This is a genomic window from Halorhodospira sp. 9628, from assembly GCF_022228075.1.
GTDB classification, from domain to species: Bacteria; Pseudomonadota; Gammaproteobacteria; order Nitrococcales; family Halorhodospiraceae; genus Halorhodospira; species Halorhodospira halophila_A.
In genome coordinates, this window is record NZ_JAJNRF010000001.1 from 371,983 (window position 1) to 384,839 (window position 12,857).

General features: G+C 69.2%; 10 protein-coding genes. 5 read left to right on the forward strand and 5 right to left on the reverse strand.

The features are described from left to right. Window positions 1-75 precede the first annotated feature (75 nt). Window positions 76-1,065, forward strand: coding sequence for a Gfo/Idh/MocA family protein (locus LRG10_RS01745; protein WP_238634526.1), 990 nt, complete (start codon window positions 76-78; stop codon window positions 1,063-1,065). 12 nt (window positions 1,066-1,077) lie between these two features. Next, window positions 1,078-2,184, forward strand: a complete 1,107-nt coding sequence (locus tag LRG10_RS01750; RefSeq protein ID WP_201171701.1) for a DegT/DnrJ/EryC1/StrS family aminotransferase — start codon at window positions 1,078-1,080, stop codon at window positions 2,182-2,184. Between the two features lie 30 nt (window positions 2,185-2,214). On the opposite strand, the gene LRG10_RS01755 is transcribed toward LRG10_RS01750, so the two are convergent. The 4 genes from LRG10_RS01755 to glgC form a co-directional block, all read right to left on the reverse strand. After that, complete coding sequence (locus tag LRG10_RS01755; RefSeq protein WP_201171702.1) at window positions 2,215-4,971, reverse strand: cation-transporting P-type ATPase; 2,757 nt, start codon at window positions 4,969-4,971, stop codon at window positions 2,215-2,217. Window positions 4,972-5,033: 62 nt separating this feature from the next. Beyond that, window positions 5,034-5,891, reverse strand: a complete 858-nt coding sequence (locus LRG10_RS01760) for a universal stress protein (protein WP_201171703.1) — start codon at window positions 5,889-5,891, stop codon at window positions 5,034-5,036. Then, window positions 5,888-7,558: a cation:proton antiporter gene (locus LRG10_RS01765; protein WP_201171704.1), complete on the reverse strand. Its 1,671-nt coding sequence runs from the start codon at window positions 7,556-7,558 to the stop codon at window positions 5,888-5,890. The genes LRG10_RS01760 and LRG10_RS01765 overlap by 4 nt, the downstream gene beginning before the upstream one ends. 62 nt (window positions 7,559-7,620) lie before the next feature. Then, window positions 7,621-8,892, reverse strand: coding sequence for a glucose-1-phosphate adenylyltransferase (gene glgC / locus LRG10_RS01770; RefSeq protein WP_201171705.1), 1,272 nt, complete (start codon window positions 8,890-8,892; stop codon window positions 7,621-7,623). Between the two features lie 169 nt (window positions 8,893-9,061). On the opposite strand from glgC, the gene LRG10_RS01775 reads away from it, so the two are divergent. From LRG10_RS01775 to dinB, 3 genes are read left to right on the forward strand one after another with little or no spacing between them, the layout of a single operon-like run. Continuing rightward, entirely contained in the window at window positions 9,062-10,252 is a 1,191-nt protein-coding gene (locus tag LRG10_RS01775; protein WP_201171707.1) for an HD-GYP domain-containing protein, read from the forward strand. 46 nt (window positions 10,253-10,298) lie between these two features. Beyond that, window positions 10,299-10,733 (forward strand): small multi-drug export protein, encoded by a 435-nt coding sequence (locus tag LRG10_RS01780; RefSeq protein WP_201171713.1) that lies wholly within the window; start codon window positions 10,299-10,301, stop codon window positions 10,731-10,733. An 11-nt stretch (window positions 10,734-10,744) separates the two neighbouring features. Next, a complete protein-coding gene (dinB, locus tag LRG10_RS01785) occupies window positions 10,745-11,815 on the forward strand; it encodes a DNA polymerase IV (protein WP_201242911.1) in 1,071 nt (356 codons plus the stop codon). On the opposite strand, the gene LRG10_RS13200 is transcribed toward dinB, so the two are convergent. Next, window positions 11,799-12,737, reverse strand: a complete 939-nt coding sequence (locus LRG10_RS13200; RefSeq protein WP_201171735.1) for a GGDEF domain-containing protein — start codon at window positions 12,735-12,737, stop codon at window positions 11,799-11,801. The two genes, dinB and LRG10_RS13200, sit on opposite strands and share 17 nt — an antisense overlap. Between the last annotated feature and the right edge of the window lie 120 nt (window positions 12,738-12,857).

Sequence of the window (12,857 nt, forward strand, 5' to 3'; positions counted from 1 at the left end):
GGTTTCGCCGCAGGCCGCGTCCGGCCCAGCGCGGGCGAAGCGCGCCGCCGGCACCAAGAGAGGATCGATACGCCCATGGCCACGACCGAAGCCGCCCAGGCCGCCACACCCCGGGTTGCCGTCATCGGCGCCGGCGGCTGGGGCCGCAACCTGGTCCGCAACCTCCATGAGCTCGGCGCCCTCCACGCGGTCGTCGAGGTCAACGCCGAAAACCTGCGCCAGGTCCAGACGATCTGCCCCGACGTCCCCACCTACACGGACACCGCGGCGGCGCTGGCCGACCCGCAGCTCGACGCCGTCGCCGTCGCCACCCCGGTGGCGACCCACTACGAGGTGGTCCGCCAGGCCCTGGAGGCCGATAAGGACGTCTTCGTCGAGAAGCCCCTCACCCCGGACCCGAGCCAGGCCTGGCACCTGGTGGAACTGGCCGAGCAGCGTGGGCGGCTGCTCATGGTCGGCCACCTGCTGCTCTTCCAGCCGGCCATCCAGTGGCTGCGCGACGACCTGGCCGCCGGGCGCATCGGGCAGGTGCACAGCGTCCATCAGGAGCGTCTGGGCCTGGGGCGGGCGCGCGACTACGAGAACGCCCTGTGGTGCCTGGGCACCCACGACGTGGCCGTGCAGCGCTTCCTGCTGCCCGGGCGAACGCCCCGCGGCATGCAGGTCCACGGCCAGTGCATCCTGCAGCCGGGCATCGAGGACGACGTCTACCTCCACCTGAGCTACGACGACGGCCTGCAAAGCCACCTGCACTGCTCCTGGCTGTGGCCGGAGAAACGGCGCAACCTGGTCATCGTCGGCAGCGAGGGGATGGTGGTCTACGACGAGATCAACCAGGTGGTCACCCACCACCGCAAGGGCATCGACGGCCACCTGGACAACATCGACGAGGGCGCCGAGACCATCCACCAAGGCCACGGCCAACCCCTGCGCCTGGAGCTGGAGCACTTCCTCGACTGCCTGCGCCACGGGCAGACGTGTCAGTCGGACGGTCGCTTTGCCGCCGGCATCGTCGACCTGCTGGCCGAGGCCACGGGGCGCCTGAGAAACGCAGAGAACACATAGGAGCTGGAAAGCGTGCAGATCCCCATCTACAACCCGAAGCCGCAATACGACGCCCTGCGCGGCGAACTCGAACAGGCCGCCACGGATCTGCTGGCCTCCGGGGCCTACGTCCTCGGTCCCACGGTGGAGCGTTTCGAGCAGGCGGTGGCCGAGCACCTGGGCTGCCGGCACGCCATCGGCGTCAACAGCGGCACGGACGCCCTGCTGATCGCCCTGGTCGCCGCCGGGGTCGAGCCGGGCGACGAGGTGGTGACCTCGCCCTTCACCTTCTACGCCTCCGCCGAGGTCATCAGCCTGGCCGGCGCCACGCCGCGGTTTGCCGACATCGACCCGGACACCTTCAACGTCACCGCCGAGACCCTGGAGGCGGCCTGCACCGAGCGCACCAAGGCGCTGCTTCCGGTGCACATCTTCGGCCAGGGGCCGGATATGGCCGCCGTCAACGAGCTGGCGCGCCGGCGCGGCCTGCGGGTGATCGAGGACGTGGCCCAGGCCTTCGGGGCCCGCCAGGGCGAGGCCCGGCTGGGCACGCTGGGCGATCTCGGGGCCCACTCGTTCTATCCGACCAAGAACCTGGGCGGTTTCGGCGACGGCGGCATGATCACCACCGATGACGACGAGCTCGCCGCTCAGTGCCGGCTGCTGCGTCTGCACGGCCAAGAGCGCCGCGACCACCACACCCTGATCGGCTACAACTCGCGGCTCGACGCCATGCAGGCGGCCCTGCTACAGGTCAAGCTGCCCCACGTGGACGGCTGGAACGCCCAGCGCAAGGAGATCGCCGCGCTCTACGACCGCGAACTGGCCGGCCTGCCGGGTCTGACCACGCCGCATACGGCGCCCCACGGCGATCACATCTTCCACCAGTACACCGTGCGCATCGCCGACGGCCGCCGCGACGCCGTGCGCGACGCCCTCCAGGCGGCCGGCATCGGCTGCATGGTCTACTACTCGGTCCCGGTCCACCAGCAGCCGGTCTACCAGCACCTGGAGGCCCACTGTCCGGTGGCCGAGCAGGCCTGCCACGAGGTGCTGAGCCTGCCCATGTGGCCGTACATGGGCGAGGAGCGCGCCCTCCAGGTGGCCGAGGCGGTGCGTCAGGCCCTCCAGCAGGCCTGAGCCGGGCACCGCCCCGACCCGGATCACCGGCTACCCCGTCGTCGCCACCGAAGCCGGCTGCCGCGCAGGCAGCCGGCGGACGACGGCCTTCTCCAACTCCACGATCACGAACACCGCCAGCCCGAAGAGCAAGATGCGCGCCCAGTCCTGGGGCCCAATCGGCGTGGTGCCGAAGAGCGCGTGCATGACCGGGGCGTAGGTGAAGGCAATCTGGAGCAGGATGAGCACGCCGATGGCGATCCACATCGCCTGCGAGCGGAACAACGCCCAGCCCCGCCAGATCGGGTCGTAGATCAGGCGCAGGTTGAGCAGATAGAACGCCTGGCCGGCGACCAGGGTGTTGATGGCCACGGTCCGGGCCAGCTCATCGCTGGCGCCGACCACCTCCTCCATCCACACGAAGTGGCCGAAGGTCCCCAGCCACAGCAGCAGCGCCACAAACGGGATACGCCAGAGCATGAAGCCGGAGAGCAGCGGCGCCTTCGGATCCCGCTGCGGGCGCCCCATCACCCCCGGCTCGGCCGGCTCGAAGGCAAGCGCCATGGCCAGCGTCACCGAGGTGACCATGTTCACCCAGAGCACCTGCACCGGGGTCAGCGGCAGGGCCAGCCCCATCAGGATCGCCATCATGATGGTCAGCGACTGCCCGGCGTTGGTGGGCAGCATGTGCAGGATGGCCTTGCGGATGTTGTCGTAGACGGCGCGCCCCTCCTCCACCGCGTGGGTGATGGAGGCGAAGTTGTCGTCGGCCAGGACCATCTCCGAGGCCTCCTTGGCCGCCTCGGTGCCCTTGTTGCCCATGGCCACGCCGACGTCGGCGCGCTTGAGCGCCGGCGCATCGTTGACCCCGTCGCCGGTCATGGCACAGATGCCACCTTCGGCCTGCAGGGCCTGAACCAAGCGCAGCTTGTGCTCCGGCGTGGTGCGGGCAAAGACATCGACGCGGCGTACCGTCTCCTGCAGCGTCGCGTCGTCCATGCCGTCGATCTCCTGGCCGGAGACCGCCGCCCCCTGCCCGATCCCCAGCTGCCGGCCGATGGCCCGCGCGGTGGCCAGGTGATCCCCGGTGATCATCTTCACCCGGATCCCCGCCCCCTGGGCACGGGCAACCGCCTCGATGGCCTCCTCGCGGGGCGGGTCGATGATGCCGACCAGCGCCAGCAGGGTGAATCCCCCCGCCTCCACCTGCTCGTAGGTCAGCTCCTGCTGATGGGGCTCGACCTCCCGCACGGCCAGGGCCAGCAGGCGCTCACCGCGAGCGGCCACCTCGTCCATGGCCGACTCCCACCGGGCCCGCTCCAGCGGCTGCGCCCCCGCGGTGGTCTGCTCGTGACTGCAGAGCTCGAGCAGCCGCTCCGGACTGCCCTTGAGATAGATCCCCTGCCATCCGTGATGGTCAGAGTGCAGGGTCGCCATGTATTTGTGATCCGACTCAAACGGGATGACGTCCACGCGCGGGCGCTGCTCCGCCTCGGCCACCGGATCGTAGCCGGCCTTGCGTGCGGCCACCACCAGCGACCCCTCGGTGGGGTCGCCGCGCAGACGCCACTCGCCGTCGCGCTCGAAGTGCTCCGCGTCGTTGCACAGCAGGGCGCAGAGCAGGGCCTGGTGGAAGACCGGGTCGCGGTCGGGGAACACCTCCTCGTGCCCCTCGCAGAACCCGCCGTGGGGGGCATAACCGACGCCATCGACCCGCAGCTGCCGCTCGCCACTGACCAGCGTGGCAACGGTCATCTCGTTGCGGGTGAGCGTGCCGGTCTTGTCCGAGCAGATGGTCGAGACCGAGCCGAGGGTCTCCACCGCGGGCAGGCGCCGGATAATGGCGTTGCGCCGGGCCATCTTCTGAACGCCGATGGCCAGGGCGATGGTCAGGATCGCCGGCAGGCCCTCGGGGATGGTGGAGACCGCCAGGCTGGCCGCGGCCAGGAACATCTCGTCGAGCGGGTAGTCCCGCACCCAGTAGCCGAAGGCGAAGGTGAACGCCGCCACCACCACGATGATCGCCGCCAGCCAGCGGCCGAACTGCTCGGTCTGTCGGATCAGCGGCGTCTGCAGGCTGTGCACCTCGCCGAGCATCTGCGAGATGCGCCCGACCTCGGTTTCCGCCCCGGTGGCCACCACCACGCCGAGCCCCCGGCCGAAGGTCACCAGGGTGCCGGAGTAGGCCATCCCCCGCCGGTCGCCGAGATCCGCCCCGGCATCCACCGCCTCGGTGCCCTTCTCCACCGGCACCGACTCACCGGTGAGCACCGCCTCGTCGATGCGCAGGTTCTTGGCGTTGAGCAGACGCAGGTCGGCGGGCACCTTATCGCCGGCCTGGAGGAAGACGACGTCGCCGGGGACGATCTCGGCGGCGTCCACCTCCTGGCGCTCGCCACCGCGGACCACCACCGCCTGGGGCGAGAGCATCTGGCGGATGGCATCCAGGGCGCGCTCCGCCTTGCCCTCCTGGAGGAAGCCGATGAGGGTGTTGATCAGCACCACCGCCAGGATCACCCCGGTATCGACCCAGTGGCCGAGCAGCGCAGTGCCCAGTGCAGCGGCGATCAGGATGTAGATCAGGATGTTGTGGAAGTGGCGCAGGAAGCGCACCACCGGGCCGGCCCGCTCGGGCGGCTGCAGCCGGTTGGGGCCGTGGCGCTGCAGACGCGCCTGGACCTCGTCAACCGCCAAGCCCTGCGGCCCCGAGCCGAAGTGCTCGGCAACCTGCTCGGCCTCTCTGGCATGCCAGCGTCCAGCCGGCTCCTGCGCGGCCCCGGGGGCCGCGTCCCCTTCGTCCTCCACCATGAAACCTCCGCGCAGTCGGGAAGGTTGCGGACCGCCACCGCAGCGGCATGCCCGGGGCGTCCTCAGCCCTCCCCGGCACGGACCAGTAGCAGGTCCGTGTCGATCTGGTGCAGCACGCGGCTGGCCACGCTGCCGAGCAGCAGATTGCCCCAGCGTCCGCGGCCGTGATTGCCCATGGCCACCAGCTGGGGCTGGCGGGTCCGCACGCGCTCGAGCAAGAACTCCGCCGGATGGCCCGCCAACAGCGTCATCGTCACCTCATCCGGATCGACCCTGCAGGCGAGCAGTTCCTCACGTAGACGGGACTCGGCTTCGGTGCGCAGCTGCTCGTAGCGCCGCTCCACCCAGCGCGGATCCACCCCGGCGGTACGCATCTGCTCCAGGGCCTGGGTGTCGAGGACATGGAGCAGCTCCAGGTCCGCGCCCGGGAACCAGTCCGCTACGCGCTGCAGGGCGGCGCGGGCACAGGCGGAAAAATCGGTGGCGACCAGGATGCGCCGGTAGGGATGCTCCGCCGACTGCCGGACCACCAGAGTGGGCACCGGCAGGTGGCGCACGACCTGCTCGGCGGTCGTCCCCAGCACCCAGTCGGCCGCGAAATGCTGACCATGGGCACCAAGGAGGAGCAGCTGAGCCTGCTCCTCCTCGGCCACCCGAGACAACTCACCAAGCGTGTCTCCGAAACGCACCCGCACGGATGCCCAGTGCCCCGGCGTGACCCGCTGCAGCTCGGCCTCGACCGCCTGTTGTACCGTGGCCCGCGGATCGCCACCGCCGCCCTCGGCCGGGATATCACCCTCGACGACACAGACGGCTACGACGCCGGCTCCCGCCTCTTCGGCCAACTGCGCCGACCGAGCGCCGGCCAGCGCCGCCCGTTCCGATAGGTCGCTGGCAATCAGGATCCGCTCAAGGCTCATCGTTCACCTCCTCCCTGCCCCCCGGTGATCCCGGCCACGGCCATCTCCGCGGCGTCGACGAAGGGCAGCAGGACCCGGTCGGGCCCGTGGCCACGCAGGTAGTCAGCATCCATCCGCGAGTGGGACGTAACCGCCACCTTACCGCGGTAGCCGGCCCCGCGCAGCGCAGTGATCAGCGTTGCCCCGATGTCCCGATCGGGCACCGTGCTGATCACCCAGCGGGCCCGGCCCAGCGGCAGGGTCTGCGGGAACTCCGGGTCCGAGGCATCGCCGTAGTGGGCCATGTGGCCTTCGTCCCGCCACTGTCCCACCAGGGTCGGGTCGAAGTCCACGCCGAGCACCCGCCAGCCGCGGGCCTTGAAGTTCTTGGCCAGCTGGTGCCCGTAGCGGCCCAAACCGAAGATCACCACATCGGCCTCGTAGTGCTGATCCGGCTGACTGTCCAGGGCGATCTCCGCGTGCGGGGTCCTGCGCTCGAAGACCGAGAGCAGCGGCGCCAGACGCTCATAGAGCGGCTTGGAGTAGAGGATCATGTAGGTGGAAGCGCCGATGGTGATCAGCCCCACCAGCGTCACCAGCCCCATGGTGTCCTGGCCGATGTGCCCCACCGACATGCCCAGGGCCGCGAGGATCAGGGAGAACTCCGAGATCTGCGCCACCGTCAGCCCGGCCAGGAAGCCGGTGCGCTTGCGGTAGCCCATAAAGCCCATGATGATCAGCACGATGATCGGGTTGCCGATGAGCACGAAGGCCGAGAAGATCAGCGCCGGCACCACCTGATCGCCGATGGTGCCCATATCCAGCTGCGCGCCCAGGGAGATGAAGAAGAACAGCAGCAGGAAATCGCGCAGCGCCGTCAGCCGCGAGGCCACCGCCTCGCGATAGGGCGTGGATGCGATGGCGATACCCGCCAGGAAAGCCCCCACCTCCTTGCTGAAGCCCATCAGATCGCCCCCAGTGGCCATCGCCACAGCCAGGGCGATGGAGAAGAGCACCAGCAGCTCCGGTGTGCGCGCCAGCATGTTAAGCAGCCGCGGCAGCACATAGCGCATCAACACGCCCACGAACAGCAGCAGGGCCACGCCCGTCAGCAGGACCTGCCCCACCTCGACGGCGACGTTGGCGTCCCCCTCACCAGCTGCCAGGGAGGTGATCAGGATCATGGCCAGGACCACGCAGATGTCCTGCACGATCAGAAAACCGATGGCGATGCGCCCGTGCAGGGCGTCGATCTCCTTCTTATCCGACAGCAGCTTGACGATAATGATGGTACTCGAGAAGGTCAGCGCCACCGCCACGTAGAGGGCGGTGATCGGCTCCATGCCCATCGCCAGTGCGATCAGGAAACCAACCGCCGAGGTGAAGATCACCTGCCCCAGGCCAGTAGCGAGAGCCACGGGCCCCATGGTGCGGATCAGGTGCAGATCGAGCTTGAGGCCGACGATGAACAGCAGCAGCGCGATACCGATCTCGGCCAGTAGTTCCATCATCGGCTCGTGCCCGTCCACCCAGCCAAGCGCAGACGGGCCCACCAGGATGCCCACCGCGATGAAAGATACGATCAGCGGCTGCTTGAGGCGGGTGCCGATAAAGCCAATGACGGCTGCAACGAGCAGCAGGATGGCGAATTGGTTGAACAGTCCTTCGACAGCAGGGATCTCAGCCATACAAGCTTCCTGGTATCAGGGGCAATGGGCGGGGACGCGAGCGTCGGCGAAGCGCGGGCGTTTCAGCGCACGTGAGCCACTTCCTGGCCCAGCATCTCGGCGGTGACCAGCACCACACCGCCCGGGGTGACATGGAATCGCTCGCGGTCGGTCTCCAGGTCCTCGCCGATGACCATCCCCGGCGGGATGCGGCAGCCCTCATCGATGACCGCATTGCGCACCCGGCAGCCGTCGCCGACGGTCACCCGGGGCAGGATCACCGACTCCTTGACCTCGGCACCGGGGCCCACCTTCACCCGCGAGAAGAGCACCGAGCGACGCACCGAGGCACCGGCGATGATGTTGCCGCCGGAGACCATCGAATCGATGGCCATGCCGCGCTTGCCACTCTGATCATGCATGAATTTCGCCGGCGGCAGCTGCGCCTGGTAGGTCCAGATCGGCCACTCGTCGTCGTAGAGATCGAGCTCCGGCTCCTCCTGGATCAGCTCCTGATTGGCGCGGTAGAAGGCGTCCACGGTGCCCACATCCCGCCAGTAGGCCTGCTTGCCGCTGACCGGGTCGCTGAACGGGAAGGCCTGGACGTGATCGCGCTGGATGGCCGCGGGCAGGACGTCCCGCCCAAAGTCCCGCGAGCTGGCGAAGTTCTCGGCGTCCTCGCGCAGCACCTGCAGCAGGTAGTCGCGGTTGAAGACATAGATACCCATGGAGACCAGGGCCACATCGTCCTTGCCCGGCATCGGCTCGGGGTGCGTCGGCTTCTCGGTCAGGGCGGTGACGCGCCCGTCCTTCTCGACGGTCATCACCCCGAAGGCGCGGGCCTGCTCCAGACTCACCTGCACGCAGCCGACGGTGACGTCGGCGTCGGACTCCACATGGCGGGCGATCATCGCACCGTAGTCCATCTTATAGACGTGATCGCCGGCGAGGATCAGCACGTAGCTCGGGTCGTGGGCCTGGATGATGTCGATGTTCTGGTAGACCGAATCAGCCGTGCCGGAGTACCACAGCGGCTTGTCCATGCGCTGCTGGGCGGGGATGAGTTCGACGAACTCGCCGAACTCGCCGCGCAGGAACCCCCAGCCGCGCTGGACATGCTGGATCAGTGAGTGGGCCTTGTACTGCGTCAGGATGCCCACCCGACGGATCCCCGAATTGATGCAGTTCGAGAGCGGGAAGTCGATCAGCCGGAACTTGCCGCCAAAGGGGATCGCCGGCTTGGTGCGCCAGTCCGTGAGGCTGGAGAGCCGTCCACCGCGGCCGCCGGCCATGATCAGCGCGAGGGTCTCACGCGTCAGCCGGCTGACGAATCGCGGGTTGCGCTCTAGGAACATGCGACCTCCGGGGCGGGCTCGAACCCGATCAGGATATAAGGGCGGTGCGGCAATGCCAACGGCTCCCCTCTCCGGGTTGCGGGAAATGGCGTTTGGGTTACGCTGACCGCTGGAGTTTCAAATGCAGGGTTGCGATCCCCGGCAGGGAACCGGGCGGAGGGAAGCAGTCGTGGAAAGACCACCACCCAGGGACGCGGTCGAGGTCCCGGTCGAGGACCTGCGCCCCGGCATGTACCTCGTCGACCTGGGCGTGCAGTGGGCCATGCACCCGTTCCTGTACAACCAGTTCGAGCTCGAGCAGGCGAGCATCGACAAGATCCGCGCCATGGGGCTGACCCGGGTGCGGGTCGACCCACACCGCGGACGCCCCGAAACCTCCGGCGCGGCGCAGCAGGCCGCCGAACCAAGCCACCGGCGCCCCGCCCGGGCCAAGGCCGGCGACGGGCGGCAGTGGGCACGGCAACTGACTCAGGAGGCGCGCTCGGCGGTGCGCGAGCTGCTGCAGGATGCCCGCGCCGGCCGGGCCCTGCGCATGCAGGACATCGACACCATCAGCGAGGAACTCTCCGCTGCCCTGCACGAGCACCCGGATGCCATGCTCGCCTTCGGGCGCATCCGCTCCCGCGACCACTACACCTACCAGCACAGCGTCAACGTCGGCGTACTGCTGATGGCGTTCGCGCGCTACCTGCGCATGCCCGAGCCCCATGTACGTGCACTAGGCTCCGCCGGGATCGTCCACGACATCGGCAAAACGCTGCTACCGGATGCCATCATCTCCAAGCCGGGTCCGCTGACGCCGGAGGAGTATCAGCAGGTCAAGGACCACACCTGGCGCGGCGCGGCGCTACTGCGCGAGACGGCCCAGGCCACTCCGCTGGCCGTGCGCATCGCCGAGCAGCACCACGAACGGATCGACGGCTCCGGGTACCCCTACGGCCTGAGCGGCCGGCAGCTGAGCATCGAGACCCGCATGGCCGCCATTGTCGACATCTACGATGCCGTCACCGCCATCCGCGCCTACCACCGCGGCCGCCCACCGACCGAAGGACTCCGCATCGTCGCCCACGAAGCCGGCCAGGGGTTGGACGGTAAGCTGGTGCAGCGGTTCGTGCGCTGCGTCGGAATCTATCCACCGGGCACCCTGGTGCGCCTATCGTCCGGCAAGCTCGGCGTGGTCCTGGAGGCCCGGGACCGCCCCGCAGACAAGCCGCGTGTCCGGGTGGTCTACGATATCTCGGCGCAGCGCATGATCGAACCACCCCCCACTCTGGACCTGTACCACGGCCACCCCGCTCACCGCATCGAGCGTGCCGAGGATCCCGCAAACTGGGCCCTGCCCCCGGAACTCTTTATCTAGACGATTCGCTTAGAATGGGCCGCTCATTCATGCGCCGGCCCCCTCTATGGAACTGCTGCTCAAGTACTCGGTCGTCTTCCTGCTCGCCGCCACTCCGTGGGTGGAGCTCATGGTCGTCATTCCCATGGGCGCAGCCATGGGGCTCTCGGTGACCCCGCTCACCGTAGTCGCATTCATCGGCAACGCGCTGCCGGTTTTCGCCATCATCGCCCTGTTTCGCTGGTGGGAGCGCCGCCGCGGGCCGGTGCGCCGGCGCTGGAGCGACCGCGCCACTCGAGTCTGGGATCGCTACGGGCTGCCCGGACTGGCGCTGCTCGGGCCAGTGCTCACCGGCATCCACCTGGCGGCAGTGATGGCCCTGGCCCTGGGCGCCTGGCGGCGGCAGACGGCGCAGTGGATGATCGGTAGCCTGGCCATCTGGGCGGTGGTCACCGGGGTGGTGACCGCCGCCGGCGTGGAGTGGCTGACCCGAGCGGACTGAGCGTTGTAGCGATGACCGCGCGCAAGATCATCCACATCGACATGGATGCCTTCTACGCCTCGGTGGAGCAACGCGACAACCCGAGCCTGCGTGGACGACCGGTGGTGGTGGGAGGGTCCCCCGACGGGCGAGGGGTGGTCGCCGCGGCGAGTTACGAGGCGCGAACCTTCGGCATTCGCTCGGCGCAGCCGGCTGCCCGGGCCCGCCGCCTGTGCCCGGACGCCATCTTCCTGCGCCCGCGCTTCGACCACTACCGCGCCATCTCGCGGCAGATCCACGGCATCTTTGCCGACTTCGCCACCACCATCGAGCCGCTCTCGCTGGATGAGGCGTACCTGGACGTCACCGGCTCGCAGCGCTTCCACGGATCCGCCACCCACATGGCCCAGGCGATCCGCCGGCGCATCCGCGAGGAGACCGGCCTGACGGCATCGGCGGGGGTGTCTTACAACAAGCTGCTGGCCAAGCTCGCCTCGGACGAGGGCAAGCCGGACGGCCTCTACGTCGTCCCACCCGAACAGGGACCGGCGTACGTCACCGCTCAGCCAATCCGAAGGCTTCACGGCGTCGGGCCGGCCACCGCCGCCCGGCTCGAGCGCCTCGGCATCACCCGGGTCGGCGACCTGCTCGACTGGGAGCTGGCCGATCTGCACGTGTTCCTCGGCAACCGCGCCGGCACCCTGCACGACGCCGCCCGCGGCATCGACCACCGCCCCGTCCGGCGGCGCCGACCACGGAAATCCATCGGTGCCGAACGCACCTTCGGGGATGACACCCGGGATCCGGAAGAGATCCGCGAGCGGCTGGCTCCGCTCATCGCCAAGGTGGCTACGCGCCTGGAGAGCCAAGGCGTGGTGGCCCGGACGGTGACACTGAAGCTGCGCTACGCCGACTTCGAATCCATCACGCGGCGGGTCTCCCCGCACGGGCCGGTCGCCGGGGCGGCGGACATCGAGGCCCTGATCCCCGCCCTGCTCGCGGAGACCGAGGCCGGGTCCCGGGCGGTCAGGCTGCTCGGCGTGAGCCTCTCGGGGCTGCAACCGAGACAACGCGAACAGGACCTTTTTAGCGACCTGACCTGACGCAGACGCGCCCACCACCCTGGCGCTTGGCGTCGTACATGGCCTCGTCGGCACGGGCAATCAACTCGCGGAAACCCTCTCCGGGCTGCCAGGCGCTCACCCCGATGCTTGCCCGACACCCACCCGGCATCCGCGGCCACTGCGCCAGGCGTCGGGCGAGCGCATGGGCCAACGCCTCGCCCCCGGCCAAGTCGGTGTCCCGGCAGAGAATCACGAACTCGTCGCCGCCCCAGCGCGCCACCGCATCGGCCTCGCGTACGCGCCGGCGCAGCAGTCTGGCCACCTGCTGCAGGGCCCGATCCCCGGACTCGTGGCCCTGCTCATCATTCAGCGCCTTGAAACCATCGAGATCCAGGAAGACCAGGCTGACCGGGGCCCCGGAGCGCCGCGCCCGATCCAACTCCACGAGCAAGGCCTCCTCGAGGCCGCGCCGGTTGCTCACCCCGGTCAGCCAGTCGGTATGCAGCTGCTCGTCCAGCGCCTCGATGCGCTGCTCCATGGCCTCTCGAGCGCGGTTGTAGCGCTCCTCGACCATGCGCAGCTCGCGCACGGCCCCGGCCATCCCCCGCAGGCGCATCGGCGCCCCAACCTCGATGGACCGGGCTGCCTCCTGCAGCGGAACGACCAGTTGCCGGCGCAGCCACAGGCCGAACAGGCCCACCACGGTGAAGCCTGCCCCGGCTGAGATGAGCGCCACGAGGTAGGTCGACGTGCCAGCCGGTGCTTGCCCGCCCTCCGGCATGCGCAGCAGGCCGGGGAGCGACGGGTGGGCGGTGAGCAAAGCGGGATGCGTGCGGGCCGGCTCAGCAGCGTGGCTCTCTGGGCCGAGATACGTCCCGGCTGCGGTGAAGGCGACACCGAAAACCAGGGCAAGACCCAGCCCACCGAAGACAATCAGGGAACACAGCGGGATCCCTCGCACGCAAACCACCTCGGAAGTCCATTCCAGACCGCTGGCGGATCCAGGCTCCGCCCTGCCCCAGCTGGCCGAAGTCAGGGCAGTACAGCCCCCCGTATCGGGCCGAACCGACAGGCAGGAGCC

Bases quoted from the DNA above. Each gene is read 5' to 3' on its own strand.
- LRG10_RS01745 (WP_238634526.1), top strand. From the start codon at position 76: ATGGCCACGACCGAAGCCGCCCAGGCCGCCACACCCCGGGTTGCCGTC.
- LRG10_RS01755 (WP_201171702.1), bottom strand. From the start codon at position 4,971: ATGGTGGAGGACGAAGGGGACGCGGCCCCCGGGGCCGCGCAGGAGCCG.
- LRG10_RS01760 (WP_201171703.1), bottom strand. From the start codon at position 5,891: ATGAGCCTTGAGCGGATCCTGATTGCCAGCGACCTATCGGAACGGGCG.
- LRG10_RS01765 (WP_201171704.1), bottom strand. From the start codon at position 7,558: ATGGCTGAGATCCCTGCTGTCGAAGGACTGTTCAACCAATTCGCCATC.
- glgC (WP_201171705.1), bottom strand. From the start codon at position 8,892: ATGTTCCTAGAGCGCAACCCGCGATTCGTCAGCCGGCTGACGCGTGAG.
- LRG10_RS01780 (WP_201171713.1), top strand. From the start codon at position 10,299: ATGGAACTGCTGCTCAAGTACTCGGTCGTCTTCCTGCTCGCCGCCACT.
- dinB (WP_201242911.1), top strand. From the start codon at position 10,745: ATGACCGCGCGCAAGATCATCCACATCGACATGGATGCCTTCTACGCC.